Below are 20099 nucleotides of genomic sequence, written 5' to 3'. Positions count from 1 at the left end.
ACCCTAGCCGCAGATCATGTGATCGACCGTCCCGGCCGATCGGTGGCCAACGGCCTGTTCGGGCCGACCGGACCGTGCCTTCGGACCGGTGCCAGCCGCCGGACGCACCGGTCGGCGGCTTCCTCGTAGGCTGAGCCCGCCCGCAGCACCTGTGGCCCGGAAGGAGACCGATGCCCGCCCAGCCGTCACCGGAGCCGTCGGCCACCCCGGATTCGCCGAACGCGGGTACGCACCGGGCGCCGCTGACCTGGCTGGTGGTGGCGCAGTTGCTCTCCGGGATCGGTATCGCCTCCGGGGTGGCGGTCGGCGGAGTGCTCGCCGAACAGGTCGCCGGTACCGCCGCCGCAGCCGGCAGCGCCCAGACCGCCTCGATCATCGGTGCCGGACTGCTCGCCCTGCCCCTGTCCACCCTCGCCAGCCGGTACGGCCGCCGCGGCGGGCTTGCTGCCGGTTTCGGACTGGGGGCACTCGGTGCCGTCCTGGTGCTGCTCGCCACCCTCGGCAGCCAGCTCTGGCTGCTCCTGCTCGGAATGGGGCTGTTCGGCTCGGCGACCGCCGCCGGGTTGCAGTCCCGCTACGCCGCCGGTGAACTGTCCCGTCCCCAGCGGCGGGCCACGGCGATGTCGGTGGTGATCTGGTCGACCACCGTCGGCTCGGTGATCGGACCGAACCTGTCCCAACCCGGCAGTGATCTGGGTGAGCGTCTCGGCATCGTCGCGCCGGGCGGGCCGTACCTGATCTCGGCCGTGGTCTTCGTCCTGGCCGCACTGGTGATGTTGTTCGGGCTGCCGCGGGTCCGGCCCGCCGATGCCGCACCGGTCCGCGGCCACACCATCGGCGCCCTCACAGCCGCCCTGCGCGAGCCGGGCAGCCGGCTCGGGATCGTCGCCGTCGTCACCGGGCACGCGATGATGGTCGCGGTGATGGTGATGACCCCGGTGCACATGAACCATCAGGGCATGTCGCTGGTCCTGGTCGGCCTGGTGATCAGCATCCACATCCTCGGGATGTATGCCGCGAGCCCCCTGTTCGGCGCACTCACCGACCGGATCGGAGCCCGCTGGGTGATCGGGCTCGGCGCGATCATGTTCGTGCTCGCCTTCGTCCTCGGCGCCACCGCACCGGAATCCGCCGGCCACCACGGGGCCGGGAATCCATGGCAGCTGATGGTTGCCCTGAGCCTGCTCGGGCTCGGCTGGTCGGCCTGCCTGATCGGCGGCTCATCGATGATCGCCGGCGCCACCACGGGCAGTCAGGGGATCCGCCTGCAGGGCGCCGTGGACTCGGCCATGAGCCTGATCGCCGCGATCGGGGCCGCCCTGTCCGGGCCGGTGCTGGCGGTCTGGGGGTACGCCGGGGTCAACCTGCTCGGCGCAGTGGTGCTGCTCGGCCTGGTCGCGGCCCTGATCTTCTCCCGCTCACCGCGCAGCATCGCCGAGGTCCGGACCTGACGATCCGGCCGGGCCCCACGGGCCCGACCGGTGCTCATCCTCGACCGTCAGCGGATCCCGGTTTCCATGATCAGCTCGTTCGGTGCGCGCGGTACCACTCGATCTGTGCGCGGGTGCTCGGGTCGGCCTGCTCCAGCGCCGCCTCGTCCCCGCTGACCGCCGGCGCCAACTGCTTGGCCAGCACCTTACCCAGTTCGACACCCCACTGGTCGAAGGAGTCGATCCCCCAGATCGCACCTTCGACGAAGGTGATGTGCTCATAAAGGGCGATCAGCTCACCGACGATCTTCGGTGACAGTTCGGGGGCCAGGATCGCCGCGGTCGGCCGGTTGCCCGGGAACACCCGGGCGCCGACGATCTCCTCCGCGGTGCCCTCGGCCCGTACCTCTTCCTCGGTCTTGCCCCAGGCCAAGGCCGCGGTCTGGGCGAAGAAGTTGCTCATCAGCAGGTCATGCACATCGGCATCACCATCGGTCAGCGGATGCGCCGAGTTGGCGACCGCGATGAAGTCGGCCGGGATCAGCTTCGTCCCCTGGTGCAGGAGCTGGTAGAAGGCATGCTGTCCGTTCGTACCCGGCTCACCCCAGAACACCTCGCCTGTCTGGGTGGTGACGGGGCTGGAATCCCACCGCACCGATTTGCCGTTCGACTCCATCGTGAGCTGCTGCAGATAGGCCGGGAATCGGTGCAGGTACTGCGCATAGGGCAGCACCGCATGCGACTGGGCGTCCAGGAAGTTGTTGTACCAGACGTTCAGCAGGCCCATGATCATCGGTACGTTCTGCTCCACCGCGGTGGTACGGAAGTGCTCGTCGATCGCATGGAAACCGGAGAGGAACTCGGCGAACCGCTCCGGGCCGATGGCCACGCAGACGCTCGTACCGATCACCGAGTCGACCGAGTAGCGGCCCCCCACCCAGTCCCAGAAGCCGAAGGCGTTCGCCGGGTCGATACCGAAGTCGGCGACAAGATCAAGAGCGGTGGAGACGGCGACGAAGTGCTTGGCGATCGCCTCGGCCTGCTGCTCGGCGTCGTTGATCACCCCGGCTCCGGCCAGCCCGTCGAGCAGCCATTTCTTGGCCAGCCGGGCATTGGTCATCGTCTCCAAGGTGGTGAAGGTCTTCGAGGCGATGATGAACAAGGTGGTCTCGGGATCCAGGTCGTGGGTCTTCTCCCACAGATCGGTCGGATCGATGTTCGAGACGAAGCGGCACTCCAATCCCTGCTGCTTGTACGGCAGCAGGGCCTCGTAGACCATCACCGGACCGAGGTCGGAACCGCCGATGCCGATATTCACCACGGTCTCGATCCGCTTGCCGCTGGCACCGACCCACTCGCCGCTGCGTACCTGGTCGGCGAAGGCGTACATCTTGTCCAGCTCGGCGTGCACATCGGCCACCACGTCGCGGCCGTCGATCTCCAGGGCGGCACCCTTCGGCAACCGCAGTGCGGTGTGCAGCACCGCCCGGTCCTCGGTGACGTTGATCCGGTCCCCGGCGAACATCGCGTCGCGGCGGGACACGATGTCGGTGTCGGTGACGAGCGCGAACAGCGCCGCCAGCACCTCGGCGGTGAGGTAGGACTTCGACAGGTCCACGTGCAGGTCGGCGGCGTCGAAGGTGTAGAGGTCGACCCGTTCGGGTTCACTGTCGAACCAGCCGCGCAGGTCGGGGGTGAAGCTGTCCGCCAGCCGGCGAAGGCTGGACCAGGCCGAGGCTGCTGTGGGATCTACCGGTGCGCTCATGGGAGCCACGCTAGTCCGCAGCACCACGGCCCGCACCCCCTGTCCGCGGTCAGTACGCTGCCGGACATGAGTGTTCCGGCACAGAGGCGCCTGCAACGGGCTCGGGCGGAGTCGAACCATTGGAAGCCGCTGACCCCGGGGACCGAGTCGGAGTTCCGGGTGGATCTGGAACGCATCCGGTTCGCGCCCAGCTTCGCCCGGCTCGCCGAGGTCACCCAGGTGGTGAGTGCCGATGCCACTCCCGGTGTGGTGCACAACCGGCTGAGCCATTCGATCAAGGTCACCGCGGTTGCCCGGGCGATCTCGGTGGGGTTGTTGCGCTCGGCCGAGCCTGCGCTGATCGACCGGCTCGGCGGGCTGGACCATGTGGTCGCCCAGGCCGGTGCGGTCGCCCACGACCTCGGCCATCCGCCGTTCGGGCACCTGGGGGAACAGGTGCTGGACCGGATCGGGCGCGAACAGTTCGGTCTGGCCGACGGTTTCGAGGGCAATGCGCAGACCTGGCGGTTGCTGACCGAGCTGGAAGTGCACGGCCCGGGCACCGAGGGACTGAACCTGACGACTGCCACCCGGGCGGCGGTACTCAAGTACCCGTGGGGCAGGGATCACTACCCCTCTCCGCATCCCTCGACCTGGCGGGAACGTCCACGGGGTGCCGCGCACCGGCCGGGTGAGGACGGCTCGGCGAAGTTCGGTGCCTACACCACCGATCTGGCCGAGCTGATCGATGTGGTGGAGGCGATGGGCCTGGCACCGGGACGCCAGAGCTTGGAGTGCTCGGCGATGGATCTGGCCGATGACATCGCCTACTCGATCCACGACCTGGAGGATTTCCACCGTTCCGGTGTCCTGCAGCACTCCCCGATCGCGGCGGAGTTCAGCAGCTGGCTGGAGGATCGGGAACTGCCCGCACTGACCGCAGCCGAGCTGTCCTCCCGGCGCGGCCCGGGGATCGGGTTGGAGTCGCTTCGCCGCCGGCTGGCCGACCGCGACGGCTGGATCTTCGACGACGAGACCTTCCGGCAGGCCGTGCTGGAAGTGAAACACGGTTTCGTGGACACGGTCCTGGCGTACCCCTTCGACGGTTCGATGGCAGCCGAACGGGTGCTCTCGGGTTTCACCACCACCTGGATCGACGACCTGATCTCAGCGGTGCGGTTGCTGCCCGACCCCCCGGTACGAGCCTCGGCGATCACTTTGGAACCGGTCGGCTGGCATCAGGTCCAGATACTGAAGTTCGTCCACCAGCAGTTCGTCCTGCACCGCCCGGATCTGGCGATGCAGCAGCGCGGACAGGCCTCGGTGATCGCCACCTTGGTCCGCGCCTTCGACGATTGGTTGTCGGATCGCCATGAGGTGGCCCGGGCCCCGCGCCGGCTGCAGGATCTGGTGGAGACCGCCGAGCGGGGTTACCGACGGGTGAGCCGGGAGCGGCCCGAGTTGTTGTCCGGTCAGGCCGGTGAGGTGGAGGTCGCCCGGATGGCTCGGGGGCGCGGGATCATCGACTTCGTCGCCTCCTTGACCGATGCCCAGGCGGTCGCCCAGGCATCACGGCTGACCGGCGGCAGTGGCCAGTTGTGGACCGGTGGAGCGCTCTGACGGTGACCCACACCCCTGAAACAGGATATTTCCCGGCCATGTGGGATAGATCTCATGAATATGGTCGTCTCACGACCAGATCCAGTTAGATCTTCCCGGGAATAATCACGTATCCTTTAGATGTTCCAGTGATGAGCGACCGAGGCAGTTCGCCAGCACAGCCACCAATCACACCCCGGAAGGACGTGAGTCACCATGTCGTCGATCACCACCAACCTCCGCGCCCGCCGCGAGGCCGCCCGTGCCCGTCGCGCCCTGAACCGCGCGATCAACAACGCAGCCACTCCCGCGATGCGCGACGAGTTGCTGATCATCGCTCAGCGCCGCGGAAACATCTGATCTGGCCCGCTGAACGAACGAACCTGGCCCCTGTCCTTGTGACCGGGGCCGTTTTGTTTGTCCAGACACCCGCCTCACCGGTGTCAAGGTACGGAGAAGGGCCGGGGCCGCACCCTCGTGGAGTGCGACCCCGGCCCCTTCGACCGGATCGGCGCTCAGCGCCTCACTTGGTCGAGATGTGCACGTGGTCGAAGTGGTTCGCGGTGCTGCTGCCGCGATCGCTCATCGACCGCCACCCCTCGCCGCTGCGCTGGGTGGTCCAGATCTTCTGCGAGTAGATCACCTCTGTGACGCCGAGGCTGGAGGCATTGGACCGCGCCCAGTTGGCGATCTCCCAGCCGGCCTCACCACTGGTCATGACATCGATGGCCTGGCCCGAGTTGTGGTAGCTGCCGCTGCCGCCGCGGGTGCCGCCGATGGTGGAGACGTTCGGGAAGTTCGCGCAGACCGCATCCCAGGTCTTGGAAGCCGCCGAACCCAGGCCCGACTTCGAACCGAGATTGCGGTCACAGCTACCGCCGGTGCCGGCCGAGGACGACCCGGAGCCGGACCCCGAGTTCGAGGAACCGGCCGACGACCCGGAGGACGAGGATCCCGAGGACGAGCCGCCCGAGGAACCCGAGGAGTCGGACTCCGATTCGGTCTCGGGCTTGTCCTTGCTCAGATACTCCGCCTTCACCCACCGCGCCTCGTCGGAGAGGATGATCTGCTGCCAACCCCCCTTGTCGGTGTCGGTGATCGAGACCTTCTCACCGGCATCCAGCGACCCGACGGTCTTGGAGTCGGTGTTCGGCTCGGAACGGACATTGATCGCCGTGGTGGCGTACCGGGTGCCGCTGGCCTTCGGCTTCGCAACCTCTGCCTTGGCAGCGACCGGCTCCACCTTCTCCGGGGTGGGCAGGGAGTCCGCCGACTCCTCGGCCGAGGGCTCCGCAGACGGGCTCGGCGAGATCTCCGGACGCTCGTCGCTGCGGGAGACCTGATCGCCCACCATCCGCTCCGCGACGACCGGTGCAGCCGGTTCGGCGGTCAGGGCACCGCTGCGTAGCGCGGCGCCACCGCCGACGGTCCCGGCCAGCGCCAGGGCGGCGACCGCCGGCACGGTGATCCGGACGACCTGCCGGCCGAACTGCGGGGACATGCGACCGAAGGGGGAAGTCAGCTTCGCCTTCACGCCCTCGAAGAACGAGGGCGTCGGGTCGGCGGCGCGGCGCGCCGGAACCGCCTCAGCGGCGGACTCGGTGTGCTCGGCGGCGTCCAGGCGACGTCGTGGTGCATTGCTCAAGATGGGGCTCCTGCTTACAGCTCTCTGCCAGTTCCTGAGCGAGTTTAAACATCAATCCCCGGAAACTGAAATCTTCCTGAGGAACATGGCGAGGAGACAGAGGTAACACACAGGTTCCCCACACGTTCGCGTCGCCGATGACGCCTGCCGTGAGACTGTTGCTGAGAGGCTCTCAGGAAGCGGGTGAATCCAGGGAGGGCACCAGCCATACCTCTGCGTCCCGGATCTCCACCGCATGGGTACGCACGGGCTTGGTCGCCGGCAGGCACATCGGCCACCCGGTCTTCAGATTGAACTGGGAGGCGTGCATCGGACACTCGATCGCCCCCTCCTCCACCCAGCCGTCGGACAGCGAGGCGACCTCGTGGCTGCAGGTGTCGTCCAGCGCGTAGTACGTACCGTCCTCATCCCGGATCAGGGCGATGTCGTCCTCGGTACCCGCCACCGCCGCCTCGATCAGCATCGTCGAACCGGGTTCGACGTCATCGATCTCGGCGACCTTCACTGGCTGCGCCTGTGCACTCCCGGCTGCATTCATGTGCCCGAGATTAGCGCCCCGACGCAGCTGCGGTCGCCGAGCCGATCAGCCACGTCGACGCAACAGCAGCACACCACCACCGGCGAGCGTCAACACGACCGCGACGATCAGCGCCACCGGGCCCAGTGCTGCACCGGTGTCGGCCAACGAACCACCCGGTGCGGCGGTCGAGGTCGATCCACCGGACAGGCTGGGCGAGCTCGGCTCGCGAGTGGGACCCGGGTCCCCGGTCGGGCTCGGTTCCTCGCTGGGACTCGGCTCAGTCGTGGGCTTCGGCGTCGGTTCGCTACCGAACATCTCCGTGGCTGACCCCAGGTTCAGCAACACCGTCTCGCCCGAGGCGCCGTCGGTCGCATCGTTGTCGGTGACGACCCGGACGTCACCGTCCGCGCCGATCGTCAACCCCTCCAACTTCTCCTGCACCCAGCCGTTGGTCGCCTGCAGATCGGGCAGGACGTCATGGGCCAGGGTCTTCTCCACCGGTACCGCCGTCCCCTCACCGGCCGACTCGGGAACCTCGACGGCATAGATGCGTTTGATCTTCGCCTGCGGGCCGTTCAGCTTGTCCCGTTCGATCACCGCGACGGTGTCGTCGTCGATCATCGTGATCTCGGAGACCCCGATCCAGTCACCCGCGGTGTCGGTCTCCTCCAGCGGGTACAACAACCAGCTCCACTGCCCGGTGGTCACGTCGTAACGACCGATCCGGGAGTGGTTGCCATCCTCCCCGAGACTCGGCTCCTCGGCCCCGGGATCGTCGACCAGCGGCCGCTGCACCGCGACGTAGAGCACCTCGTGCCCGTCCTCGACGTTGCCGGTGACGCCCTCCAGCCCCTGCGAACCGAGATGGTCGGCGACCTCACCGGGCAGTCCGACCCGATCGAGGATCGCGCCCTCGGCATCGGTACGGATCAACGCGTTCTCGGCACCGGTCTCGCCCTCGTCGGCCAGCCAGAAGCCTCCCTCGGGACGCGCCCACAGGCCTTCGATGTCCAGGTCGACCGAGTCGCCGTCCTCGGTGACCTGCAAGGAGGAGTCGATCACCGCCGGGTTCTGGGTGACGTCGATACCGAAGACCGTGGCCGGTGAGAGCGCACTGTCGGCCGCGGCGTAGAGGCGCTCCGGATCCCCCGGGTCGGCACTCAGCGCACCCAGCGCGGACCAGCCGATCGGCGATCCCTGCGCGTCATCGGCCGAGACGATGCTCGGCTGACTGTCCGGTCCCTCGCCGAGCTCGTACAGACTGACCGATGCCCGGATCGCATTATCGGCCTCGTCGACCTCGCTGGAGACCGCCAGCAGGTCCCGTCCGGGGATCGGCAGGATGCCCTCCGGCCCGTTGGTGGCGAACAGGAGCTGCCGGAACTGCGGGGAGGCAGGGTCGGTGAGGTCGTAGACCGCGACGAAGTTGCTGCGCTCGCTGGCGACCAGGGCATGCGGTACACCGTCGATCTCGGTGATCGCCAGACCTTCGGGTTCCGGTCCCTTCTTGTCCGCGCGATCCTCCAGGTGCAATCCGTACCGGACGGCCAACTGCTCGAAACTGTTGCCGGCATCCCAGGTCACCTCACCGGTGCCGGCACCGAAGACCGTCCAGCCCCGGCTGCCGCCGAGCCAGTCACCCTCATTGGCGGTGACGAGCTGATCATTGCCGACCCAGCCGATGGCATCGGGTTCGCGGGGCACGTCGGTGATCGATCCGGTCTGGTCGATCCGGCCGTCGTTGACGGTGTCGATGCCGTCGACGCTGACCGTACCGGCGCTGAAGGCGCTGCTGATCTCCCGGCGGGGGAAGTCGATCACGACCACACCGTTGTTCTCCTGCAGGGTGACCGCGAGCTGGTTGTCCTCGTTGAAGGTGACGTACTCGGGTTCGGGGTCGGTGGGGGTGTTGAGGTCGGCCAGCTCGGGCAGTGCGCTGCCGTCGTCGGCGGTCAGCGGTACGGGGACCGCCGACCAGTCCGTCGGGTCGCCGCCCAGTTCGATCGTCTGCACGAACCCGGCCGGCAGCTGCGGCAGGTCACCCTCCTCACCACCGTCGGGGGTCGCCTCCTCGTCGCGCTGGTTCTCGATCGCGATCGCCGCCCAGGCGCCGTCGGGGGAGATGGCGATGCTGTCCGGCTGACCCTGCAGGTCGATGCTGGCGACCGGCGTGCGATCGGACAGCCGTACCACGTCGACCCGGCCCTGCGGGTCGGTGAAGTCGCCACCGGTCTCGTCGATCACCACCAGCACATAGTCGCCGTGCACCGCGACCGAGGTCGGCTGGTCATCGGCGTGCCCGAGGTCGGCCAGGGACAAGGTGCCCAGCCCCTGCGGTGCTGCGGGATCGGTGATGTCGAGGAAACCGATCCGCTTCGCGGTGGCGTCGGTGTAGACCAGCGTCCGGCCGTCCTCACTGACCGAGCTGATCTCGGCCACCGTCTCGGTGCCCGGGTCCTCCCCCGCCGGGGCGTTCTGGTGGACCGGATAGGTCGCGGTCCGGTGGTACAGCCTCTGCGCCGGATCGGCCTGAGCCGGAACGGCGATGAAGGAACAGGCCAGCAGGCCGGTGAGAGCGATCGCCAGCGGACGCCGCTGGAGGACAGCAGTCATGCACCGCAGGCTGGCGGGTGCCCGTGACCGTCCCTGGCTGCCGAGGTGACCTCACCCTGACGTCGAGGTGAACAGCCCGTGTCCAGGCGCGCTTCGGGTCAGGGTGTCCAGCGGGCGTGGACATGGGCAGGTTTGACGAAGACGTGGCCCTCGACAGCGGCGGCACCGTCGGCGAGGGCGAGTTCGGGCAGGCCCGTCAGCGCTGCGCGTACCGCGGCGACGGTCTCCAGCCTGGCCAGATGCGCGCCGATGCAGACATGCGGTCCGACCACGAAAGAAAGGTGCCTGCGCAGTTCGGGGCGGTCGGGACGAAAGTGGTCCGGGTCGGTGAAGACCGCCGGGTCCCGATTGGCCGCCCGCAGGTCGACGCGGACCAAGGTCCCCTCGGGCACGGCGAGCGCACCGATACCGGTGTCGGCGGTGGCGTACCGATCGACGAAACGGGCCGCCGGTTCCAGGCGGAGCGATTCCTCGACCGCCCGTTCCAGGACTGCCGGGTCCGCTGCGGCCCGGGGCGCCCAGTCGGAGGCCAGCAGATGGGTCAGCGCGAAGGAGATCATGCCCTCGGTGGTGTCGATACCGCCCAACATCATCACCACTGCATTCGCCGACACCTCCGCCGGGTCCAGGCTGTCCCCTGCTGCTGCCAGCACCGAGCCGGGAAGGCGGGCTGCCACCCGTTCGGCCACCGCGGCGTAGGCGCAGCGGCCGGTGTCGGTCGGCGCGCCGTCGGCGGTCAGCAGCTCCACCTCCGCCGACAGTGCGTCGTACCACTGCAGGAGCATGCTTCGATCCACCTCGCCGAGCCCCAGAGCTCGTTGCATGACGGCGGCGGCCAGCGGGGCCGCCAGTTCCTGCCGAAGATCGGCACGCCCGCGCGGGCGGATCGCCGCCACCAACTCCGCGCACAACTGCTGGACCTGCTCGGCGTACCGGTCGTCGACCCTGCGCGGGCTGAACGCGCCCACGAACGGTGCCCGATGTCGTGCATGCTCGCGGCCGTCGGTGGACAACATGCTCGGCCCGGTCAGCCGGGAGGTGGTGAACCGGGGGTCGTCGACGGTGAAGGTCTGCCAGTCCCGCAGCACCGTGCGCGCAGCCTGATGCCCGGTGACCACCACCGATTCACCGTCGAAATGGGCACCGGGGGTCATGGGCCCAAGGTTACGGACCGGTCGGCTGCCGGGTGCACCGCTGAGGTGGCGCGAGATGCGCGAGATCGCCCCGAACGGAACGAATCGGCCATCTGGCGCCACGAAAACGGCGTCCTACGCCTCAGACGACGCGGAAATTCCGCCGCGGGTACCCGGTGGCGCCATCGGGAACCACGCCGACGACCTCCTCGATCTGGGTGTAGCCGCTGCGGTCGGTCGCCCGGACGGTGACCGTGTGCTCCCCGGGCTCGGCCTGCCAGGCCAGGCGCCACTGTCGCCAGGTGTCGATCGTGTCCTCGACCGCCAGTTCTGCGACCTGCCAGGGACCGTCGTCGATCCGTACCTCCACGACGTCGATGCCGGTGTGCTGGGCCCAGGCGACACCGGCGATCCAGGTCCGGCCGGCCGGGATCTGGCTGTCGGCCGGGACGTCGATCCGGGACTGGGTCTTGATCGGTCCCCGTTCGCTCCAGCCCCGGTCGGTCCAGTAGGCGGAGAAGTCGGCGAACCGGGTGACCTCCAGCTCGGTCACCCACTTGGTGGCCGAGACATAGCCGTACAGCCCCGGTACGACCAGCCGCGCCGGGAACCCGTGTTCCAGCGGCAGTGGCTGGCCGTTCATCCCGACCGCCAGCAGCGCATCGCGGTCATCGGTCATCGCCTCCAGCGGCGTCCCGGCGGTCCAGCCGTCGGTACTGGTCGACTTCACCGCATCGGCACCCGGCTGCACCCCGGCCGCGGCCAGCAGCTCCCGGATCGGCACCCCCAGCCAGGTCGCATTGCCGACCAGGTCGCCGCCGACCTCGTTGCTGACGCAGGTCAGCGTGATCCGTCGCTCCACAAGCCCGCGGGCGAGCAGGTCGTCGAAGCTGAAGCTCAGCGGGGTGTCGACCAGACCGGTGATCGACAGCCGCCAGTCACCGGGGTCGACGTCGGGAACGACCAGCGCGGTGTCGATCCGATAGAAGGAGTCGTTGTCGATCACCTGCGGGGTGATGCCGGGTACGTCCAGCCCGGCCGGCATCGGGGCGGCCGGATCGGTCGGCGCGGGCAACCGCAACACCTGCCGGGCCCGCTCCGCCACCGGCTCCGGCAGCACGCTGATCAGCAGACCGGCGACTGCCGTCCCGGCGACCAGCAGCCCCGAGCGACGCAGGAACGACCGACGGTCGAAACCGGCCGGGTGATGGGTGATGATCATCTCGCCGGCGGCGCCACCCGGATCGGCAGGCCGCAGCAACCAGCGCAGCGTCCACAGGCCGACGGCGGTCTGGGCGAGCACCGCGACCACGGCCGCGACACTCCCCTCGACCGCGGCCGCGGCGAAGGCCACCAGGGACAGCGCGATCACCGCCAACCCGCCCCAGGGGAAACGACGGGCGGCGAGCACACCGATGAGCGCGGCGAATCCGAGTACGACAACCACGGACCCGACCAGCAGCACCGTCTTGTCGGCGGTGCCGAAGGTGGCGATCGCCCATTCCTTCACCGGTTGCGGGCTCAGATCGACCACCCGGTTGCCGATCGCCACCAAGGGCGAGGTCGCCGACAGGATGCGGGCCACCAAGGCGCCGACGACCAGGCCGGCGACGGCTGCCACGATGCCTGCGACGGCCGGCCAGGGCGCGGGCACCCGAGCGGCCGCGGTGGACGGCGACTGCACCCGGGTGGAGGTCACCGTTCAATGTTACGTCCGGGCGCCGCGGAGCCGATCTGCGCAGCATAGGTAAGCCGGCCCGCACGCTGTGTGTTTCCACGACCAGCTGGCGCCGCCCGGACCCCGGCAACCAGCTGACGACGGCCGGTGCCCGGCAACCTGGTTTCGAGTCCCGTTCGGACGAACCTCGGTTCAAACCCGATGCGGACGACCCCTCAGATCGCGGAGTCGTAGACGTGGTCGGGGTCGCGTACCTCGACCTGCAGACCGTCGTCCAGCAGCCGCTGATGCACCTCCCGGAAGATCTTCAACGCGACATCGTTGATCGAGTAGACCCGGGAGAGGTCGAAGACCACGGTCCCCTGATCGGTCGGCTGCTCATCGAGGCCACGGACGACGGCCTCGGCCTGGCTGAACTGGACGGTGCCCTCGAGTTCGATCACCTCCTGATCACCCTGGCGGTGACGCGAGCGCAGCACCGATCGCCCCGGCTGCGGCGGTTCCATCATGTGCATCCCCATGTCCTCGGAGAGCCGTTCGAAGATCCGTACCCCACGCACCGAGTTGCCGTGCGGATCCAGTCGCGGGGAGAAGCTGGCGACCCCGACCTGCCCGGGAAGGGCACCGATCAGCACACCGGAGACCCCGCTCTTGGCCGGGATGCCGACATTGGTCATCCAGTCACCGGCCGCGTCGTACATCCCACAGGTGGTCATCACGCTCAGCACCCGTCGGTTGACCTGCGCTCCGACCACCCGTTCACCGGAGATCGGATGCACCCCGCCGGAAGCCAGGGTCGCCGCCATCATGGCCAGATCCTTGCAGTTGACCAGAATCGAACACTGCCGGATGTATCCGCGCAGGGCGTCCTCGGGGTCACCGCTGACAATGTCGTGGCTGCGCAGGAGATTGGCCAGCGCGCGGTTGCGATACACCTGCGACATCTCCGATTCGTACACCTCCTCGTCGACCACGAGTTGGCGCCCGGCCAGCCGGGAGACGAAGTCGAGCACCCGCTCGAAGCGATGTCCGGGGTCGTTCCCGGTGACCAGGCCGTTCGCGGCGATCGCCCCGGCGTTGATCATCGGGTTGCTCGGCCGGCCGGTCCGGGGGTCGAGGGAGATCTCGTTGAAGGCATCGCCGGATGGTTCGACATCGATCTTGGCGTCGACCGCATCCGTGCCCAGGTCGCACAGCGCCAAGGCATAGACGAAAGGTTTGGAGACCGACTGGATGCTCACCTCGACATCGGTGTCACCGGCGGTGTAGAGCGAACCACTGACCGTGGCGACCGCCACTCCCAGCAGATCGGGGTCGGCGGCAGCCAGTTGCGGTATGTGGTCGGCCCGCTCCCCGGAGTCGGCTCCGCAGTTGTCCAGTACCTCGGCCAGATAGTCAGGGATCGGTGACTTCATCACGCGAGACTATCCGGCCGCCGGCGGCCACGATCCGGGGGTCGTCAGCAGTGCCGATCAGGAATCGGTCTTCTGCAGGAAATCGACCAGGGCGACGTTGAACGCGGCCGGGTCCTCGGTGTTCGGCTGTGCCCCTCCGGGTACGGTGATCAACTCGGCGTCGTTGATCATGGACCGGATCTGTTCTGCCGCGGCCTTCCCCAGTTTGTCGGAGTCACCGATGATCACCAGGGTCGGACAGTCGACCGCGGCCAGATCGGCGGCCGGATCGACCTCGCCCAGCGCCTTCACCGCCTCGATCGCCCGACGTTTCAGATCGGCCGAGTCGGAGAATGCCCGCAGCGGTGCCAGCCGCAGCATCGTCGCCTGCATCCGGAGCGCCATCTTCGAGGGGCGGAGCTGGGGTCCGGAGAGAACGACCCCGGTGATCACCTCCGGATAGCGCGCGGCCAACCGGGTGGCCACCAGGCCGCCGAGGCCGTGGCCGACGATCCGTACCTTCTCGATGCCCTGCAACTCGATGAACTGACGCAACTCCTCGGTGGCAGCGTCCAGTTCGAACGTCTGGTCGTCACCGGGGCGGACACCGGGCAACCATGGGGCGAACATCGGCGTACCCGAGGGCAGGGCGACGACTTGGTCCTGCCAGGACTGGGGGGTCTGACCGAGACCGGGCAGGAAGATCACAGGGCGCATGGCCCACAGTCTCTCAGGCCGCGTTGCGCGGTGCAGGACCGACGGACCGGTACGTCTGCGGCGAGGGTGCAGCGGGATCGAATCCGCCGGCAACCGGGTACGGGTCGACCCGCCGGGCGAGCGGATCCTCCCGATGGGCGCGACGCAGCATGGAGAGCAGAACACCGAGACTGACCAACCCGACGATCCATTGCACGACACTGCCCTGGGTGGCCGTGTTCCACACGGTGTGCAGGGCGATCACGCCGACCACCGCGACCATGGCCTTCACGACCGCAAGGTCCCGTTGCCGAGCGGTCTGGATGTTCCAGATCGCGGCCATGGCGATACCGGTCCAGGCGATGTGACAGGCCGGCGACAACAGTGCCCGGATCACCAGGGTCTGGTCGGCGGCGGCGATGCTGCCCGAGGCAAGCAGCGCGGCGAAGCCGTACCCCATGGTCTCCAGGATCGCGAACCCCATGCCGGAGGCGATGCCCAGCACCACGCCGAGCCGTCGATCATGCGCTCCGATGATCAACATCACCAGAACCGGGATGACCAGCTTGGCGCCTTCCTCGATCACCGCCACCGCCACCATCGGCAGCAACCCGACCTCGGCGAGCCGATACTCCAAGGCACCTGCGGCGAGCGTACCGAGAATGCCACCGCCGACAGCGGTCAGCACGACCAGACCGATCGAACCGACCGGCCGACGACCACCACGGACCGCGTAGGTCAGAACCGTGGCCGGGACGCCCGCCGAACCCAGCAGCAACATGGTCGGGAAGTAGATCACGTTGCCGGTGGTGATCATGGTCGTGAGCACCAGCCAGTAGAGCACGGCGCCGCCGATCAGGATCCCGAGCCAGGCGAATCGTGATCGGTTGCGTGCGGGAACCGGCGTGCGATCCGTGGTTAGGGGTGGGATCGGCGGCGTGCCGGTCGGCGGGATGGCCGTCGCGGGGCCGATGGGCGGGTACGGGTCGACCCCGTGCTGCGCGGTGTGCGTCCGGTCGGCAGCCGACTGCCGCGGATCAGTGGGTACGAAAGTCGCCATGCCCTGATCCGACCGCGCCACCGTGTGGGCAGTCTGTGCCGTTCCCGTGAGCAATGGATGAGCTGCGTCGAGGGGGCGGCGATGCCCCGAAACGGGGCCTCCAACTCGTCACCGACCCGTGTTACTGTTCGGTCTACTGACCAGTAACCTTTCCCGGGTCAGTGCCGACGAGCTTCGCAGAACGGAAAGCGACAACGATGAGCCATTACAAGTCGAACCTCCGAGACATCGAGTTCAACCTCTTCGACGTGCTCGATCGGGGCAGTGTGCTGGGCGTCGGCCCGGCCGAGGACCTGGACGCCGAGACCGCCCGGGCGATGCTGAGCGAGGTGGACCACCTGGCACGGACCAAGCTCGCCGAGCCCTATGCCGAGGCCGACCGGAATCCGCCGATCTACGATCCGGAGACGCGCACGGTCACCATCCCCGAATCGTTCAAGGTGGCCTACAAAGCCTACATCGATTCCGACTGGTGGCGGGTCGAGTTGCCGGCCGAGTTGGACGGCCAGCCGACTCCGCCGTCCCTGCGCTGGAGCTTGATGGAACTGGTCCTGGGCGCCAATGCGCCGCTCTACATGTACTCGGCCGGTGGCAAGTTCGCCGAGGTGGTCCACCTGGGCGGCGGTGACGGCGGCACCGAACGGGACAAGCTGACCGCCAAGCACATGGTCGAGCGCGGCTGGGGCGCGACCATGGTGCTGACCGAGCCGGATGCCGGCTCCGATGTCGGCGCCGGCACCACGAAGGCCTATCCGCAGGCCGACGGCAGCTGGCACATCGAGGGCGTGAAGCGGTTCATCACCTCCGGTGAGCAGGACATGACCGAGAACATCATCCACCTGGTGCTGGCCCGACCCGTCGGTGTCGAGGGCGTCGGTGGGCCGGGCACGAAGGGGCTGAGCCTGTTCGTCGTACCCAAGTACGAGTTCGACCTGCAGACCGGCGAGCTGACCGGTGAGCGCAATGGTGTCTATGCCACGAATGTGGAGAAGAAGATGGGCATCAAGGTGTCCACCACCTGCGAACTGACCTTCGGCGACGGCACCCCGGCCAAGGGCTACTTGCTGGGCGAGGTGCACAACGGGATCGCGCAGATGTTCAAGGTGATCGAGCACGCCCGGATGATGGTGGGCACGAAGGCGATCGCCACCTTGTCCACCGGGTATCTGAATGCCCTGGAGTACGCCAAGGAACGCAAACAGGGCGCCGATCTGCTGAATCCCGGCAAGGACGCCCCGCGGGTGACGATCACCCATCACCCCGACGTCCGACGGTCGTTGATGACCCAGAAGTCGTTCACCGAGGGAATGCGGCTGCTGGTGGCCTGGACCGCGTCCTTCCAGGACCGGGTATGGGCCGCCGAGGCGATCGGCGAACGAGACGATGACGCCGAGCGGATCAACGATCTGCTGCTGCCGATCGTCAAGGGGTACGGCTCCGAGCGCTCCTGGGTGCTGCTGGGCACCGAGTCCCTGCAGACCTTCGGCGGTTCGGGCTTCCTCGCCGACTACCCGTTGGAGCAGTACGTCCGCGACGCGAAGATCGACACCCTCTACGAGGGCACCACGGCGATCCAGGGCCAGGATCTCTTCTTCCGCAAGATCGTCAAGGACGGCGGGCGGGCGATCGGTCTGCTGACCGAGGAGCTGACCAGCTTCCTCGCCACTGACGGTCCGCTCACCGAGGAACGGGAGATCCTCAAGAGCGCGCTGGACGACGTCTCCGGTGTCGTCGGGCTGATGATCAACGATCTGACCGCCGCGGCCGAGGATCCGAAGAACACCTACAAGGTGGCCCTGAACACCACCCGCTTGTTGATGATGCTCGGTGATCTGGTCGTCGGCTACCTGCTGGTCCGGGCCGGTGAGGTGGCTGCGGCGAAGCTGGCCGACGGTGCCTCGGGTACGGAGGAGGCCTTCCTGACCGGCAAGGTCGCCTCGGCGAAGTTCTTCGTCAGCCAGGTGTTACCGAAGCTGGCAGCCGAACGTCGGATCGCGGAGAAGACCGATCTTTCACTGATGGAGTTGCCCGAAGAAGCCTTCTGAGCAGCTCTGCCCCGGGAGGTGGCGGCGGTCAGGTCTTCGACTGGTCGAGGAAGTACCCATGCCCGTCACCGCCGGGGTGGGATGAGGTCGAGGGACTGGATGACGTGTCGCTGTCGTCGTAGTCCACCGTGGCCGATGGCGCATGACAGGCCGGGGTCGGCGATTGGGTCTGCCTCGATCCGTCGACGGTTTCGATCTCCATACTGGACTCCTTCAGATCATCCTTCTGCTCCACCTCCTCCCACTGCGCACCGGCCAGCACTATGCCCAGCGCCTTGATCTTGAAGGCGTCGCTCTTGCTGCTCCGATCAACGTTGTAGGTCTGGGTGCGAGTGCTGCCGTTGTCGTTCACCCAGTCCTTCAACGGACTCTCTGCCAGCTCCTCGCTCTCCGGAGTCGACTGCCCGACCACCACATCGGGTTTGTTCTCCAGATTGCCTTTGTCATCGCGAGCGAAGAGTTCGTCAGCCCACTCGGTGACCTGATCCTGCTGCTCGTCGGTGGGGTTGGCCAAGGTCTCGACCACAGTCTGGTCACCGCTGACATTTTCCTCGGTGTGTTCATAACCGATCCCGAAAACCTCGAACGGTCCGACATCGACACCTATATCCACCCCGCCACTGGTGGTGGTACCGGCCAGCGAGGCAGTTGTGGTACCGAAGATGACCTGATCGACCTTTCCATTCGCGTTCCGGATCACGGTGATCTTGGTCTGGCTCTCCGACAACCAGGTACCGCCGCCACCACCGCCGCCATTCAGCGATGAACCGCCACGCTCCTTCTCCTTCGCCAGCAGCTTTTCCAGGCCACCCTTCAACGCTGAACCCTTGCCACTCATCTTGGCGACCAGTGCCAACCCGGCGACACTGTCGGTCGACCAGGTCTCCATGGTCCGACCGTCGGTCATTGTTCGTTCCTCGACGGTGCTCTTGACCTTGAACTTGCCGCTGAAGTTGCCCTTCCCCGACAGTGCCTTGCTCCGGTTGGTGTCGAACTTGTTCTTCTCCTTGTCCTTCTTCTCCTTGATCTTGTCCAGTTCCTTGGTCAGCGCTTTCCCTGACTTCTCACTCTTGGCCTTGGCCTCGTCCTGGGCGTACTCGTCCATCTTCTTGTAGTACTCGCGATCCAGTGCCTGGACGTTCTTCAGGATCTGCAGACTGCCACCCACGCTCACCCCCACATCGAGGCTCGCCTCCTGGGTGTCGGCAGTGCTGTCGCCGATCTTCTTCCGGTCCGGTTCCCGGCTCCGGATCGCTTCGAGTTCCTCCAACTGGCTGCGCCAGTAGTCGGTGTTCGTGTCCGGTGTCAGTGATCGCGGGTTCGGGTTGTAGCTGTTCTTACACTCGTCCAGGTAGCAATCGTGCTTCTCGTCGTACTCGGCGACCTTCTTGTCCTGCTCCTCGTACTCCTTGAACCAATCGACCCAGGCCTGGGCGTCCTCCATCGAATTGAACTGGTAGATCGAGCTGTCGGTGACCCCGTGGATGTTCGCTCCCCCCAAGGTCAGGCCGCCGGAGGCACCACCTCGTCCGAAGGAGGGTTCGAAGGTCAGACCCGGGCCCGATCCCTCGCTGTGGATCGAGTGCATCCGAATCGTTCCATCGCCGAGCTTCTCGAAAACGAAGGCATCACTCTTCGACCAACGCCAGAACAACACCTGAGAGGTTGTGGTGGACATGTTCGTCTGCCTCTCCACCACGCACGAACTCTCCTTCTCGTTGTAGGTGCTGGTCACGCAGTCGGCCAAGCTCTCGGCCTTCACCGCGCGCTCCTGCGGTGTCAGCGTGGCATCGACATAGGAGTCCCACTCCTGTTTGCACTCGATCGGTACCCACACATCCAGACAACCGATCTGCACCTTCGGCTCGGTCGGTACTTTCGTGGCATTCGGTCGATTCTGCTGACAGTGCTCGGCGTGGGCATCGTCATCGCTGTTGCCGTCCGAGCCGCCGGTGACGCACTCCTTGTAGCCTTGATGTTCCTCACCCAGGGTGCCCTCCGACACCCCCTGACAGATGTCGGGCACGATCCGGGGCACGCAGTCGATGGTGGCCACCATCACCCCGTCGACCGACTCGTTGAAGTCCTGCTCGGTGCATTCGGGATCCGGCCCGGCCTCACCGTCATCGCCGGTCCCGTCATCCCCACCGGTTCCCTCACCGCTGACGTTCTCGTCGCCGCCATCGTCATCACCGCGCAGGCAGTCCAGGACACTGGTCACCGATCCCCGGGGGGCAGCCTTCACACACTCGATCCCCTGTTCGGCCGCAGGCAACACTGCCGGGACCACCAGCACCGGGACCGCCACCAGCACCAGCAGGCTCGCGACGGCGATCATGGCCACGAACTCCATCGTCGCCTGTCCGGCCTGCCGGTGAGCGGAACGGAACATACGGCGAAGGGCACCGGGGACGGAATCGATCACACGCCGACGCTAGATCCGTCGACGCCACATCAGCAGGGCCCGGGGGCCCCATCCCGGGCCCATTCAGTGCGTCGCAGAGGACTGCGGGGCAAACCCGAACGTCTGGCCCCCGGCGTC

At 67.3% G+C, this 20099-nt stretch carries 14 protein-coding genes; 4 read left to right on the top strand and 10 right to left on the bottom strand.

The features are described from left to right. Positions 1-170 precede the first annotated feature (170 nt). Entirely contained in the window at positions 171-1451 is a 1281-nt protein-coding gene (locus CLV29_RS13505; RefSeq protein ID WP_133755591.1) for an MFS transporter, read from the top strand. A gap of 70 nt (positions 1452-1521) precedes the next feature. On the opposite strand, the gene pgi is transcribed toward CLV29_RS13505, so the two are convergent. Beyond that, on the bottom strand, positions 1522-3195 hold the full coding sequence (gene pgi, locus CLV29_RS13500; RefSeq protein WP_133755590.1) for a glucose-6-phosphate isomerase: 1674 nt from the start codon (positions 3193-3195) through the stop codon (positions 1522-1524). A 66-nt stretch (positions 3196-3261) separates the two neighbouring features. Between pgi and CLV29_RS13495 the strand changes: the two genes are divergently transcribed. Both CLV29_RS13495 and CLV29_RS16265 read left to right on the top strand, forming a co-directional pair. Beyond that, positions 3262-4794 carry a deoxyguanosinetriphosphate triphosphohydrolase family protein gene (locus tag CLV29_RS13495; RefSeq protein WP_133755589.1) on the top strand — a complete coding sequence of 511 codons (1533 nt, stop codon included), beginning with the start codon at positions 3262-3264 and terminating at the stop codon, positions 4792-4794. Between the two features lie 195 nt (positions 4795-4989). Next, positions 4990-5133: a hypothetical protein gene (locus CLV29_RS16265; RefSeq protein ID WP_166649276.1), complete on the top strand. Its 144-nt coding sequence runs from the start codon at positions 4990-4992 to the stop codon at positions 5131-5133. A 163-nt stretch (positions 5134-5296) separates the two neighbouring features. Here CLV29_RS16265 and CLV29_RS13490 read toward each other — a convergent pair whose 3' ends face one another. The 8 genes from CLV29_RS13490 to CLV29_RS13455 all read right to left on the bottom strand — a co-directional run bounded on the left by CLV29_RS13490 (position 5297) and on the right by CLV29_RS13455 (position 15512). Further along, positions 5297-6418 carry an SH3 domain-containing protein gene (locus CLV29_RS13490; RefSeq protein ID WP_133755588.1) on the bottom strand — a complete coding sequence of 374 codons (1122 nt, stop codon included), beginning with the start codon at positions 6416-6418 and terminating at the stop codon, positions 5297-5299. A gap of 172 nt (positions 6419-6590) precedes the next feature. Then, positions 6591-6956: a non-heme iron oxygenase ferredoxin subunit gene (locus tag CLV29_RS13485; protein WP_133755587.1), complete on the bottom strand. Its 366-nt coding sequence runs from the start codon at positions 6954-6956 to the stop codon at positions 6591-6593. Between the two features lie 45 nt (positions 6957-7001). Then, the gene (locus CLV29_RS13480) at positions 7002-9551 is read right to left on the bottom strand and encodes an esterase-like activity of phytase family protein (protein WP_133755586.1); all 2550 of its coding nucleotides are present in this window, start codon (positions 9549-9551) and stop codon (positions 7002-7004) included. A 98-nt stretch (positions 9552-9649) separates the two neighbouring features. Further along, on the bottom strand, positions 9650-10705 hold the full coding sequence (locus CLV29_RS13475; protein WP_133755585.1) for a cytochrome P450: 1056 nt from the start codon (positions 10703-10705) through the stop codon (positions 9650-9652). A gap of 121 nt (positions 10706-10826) precedes the next feature. Next, entirely contained in the window at positions 10827-12383 is a 1557-nt protein-coding gene (locus CLV29_RS13470) for a molybdopterin-dependent oxidoreductase (protein WP_243831930.1), read from the bottom strand. Positions 12384-12577: 194 nt separating this feature from the next. Then, positions 12578-13777 carry a glutaminase gene (locus CLV29_RS13465; RefSeq protein ID WP_133755584.1) on the bottom strand — a complete coding sequence of 400 codons (1200 nt, stop codon included), beginning with the start codon at positions 13775-13777 and terminating at the stop codon, positions 12578-12580. 57 nt (positions 13778-13834) lie between these two features. Next, positions 13835-14473: an alpha/beta fold hydrolase gene (locus CLV29_RS13460; protein WP_133755583.1), complete on the bottom strand. Its 639-nt coding sequence runs from the start codon at positions 14471-14473 to the stop codon at positions 13835-13837. A 13-nt stretch (positions 14474-14486) separates the two neighbouring features. Beyond that, positions 14487-15512, bottom strand: a complete 1026-nt coding sequence (locus CLV29_RS13455; RefSeq protein WP_133755582.1) for a PrsW family intramembrane metalloprotease — start codon at positions 15510-15512, stop codon at positions 14487-14489. 197 nt (positions 15513-15709) lie between these two features. On the opposite strand from CLV29_RS13455, the gene CLV29_RS13450 reads away from it, so the two are divergent. After that, positions 15710-17557, top strand: a complete 1848-nt coding sequence (locus CLV29_RS13450; RefSeq protein WP_133755581.1) for an acyl-CoA dehydrogenase — start codon at positions 15710-15712, stop codon at positions 17555-17557. Between the two features lie 28 nt (positions 17558-17585). Here the strand turns inward: CLV29_RS13450 and CLV29_RS13445 are convergent, their stop codons facing one another. Then, on the bottom strand, positions 17586-19949 hold the full coding sequence (locus tag CLV29_RS13445) for a hypothetical protein (RefSeq protein WP_133755580.1): 2364 nt from the start codon (positions 19947-19949) through the stop codon (positions 17586-17588). Between the last annotated feature and the right edge of the window lie 150 nt (positions 19950-20099).

This window comes from Naumannella halotolerans, assembly GCF_004364645.1.
GTDB lineage: Bacteria > Actinomycetota > Actinomycetes > Propionibacteriales > Propionibacteriaceae > Naumannella > Naumannella halotolerans.
Note: the sequence above shows the minus strand (reverse complement) of the source record. Positions and strands in the feature narration are given on the sequence as shown.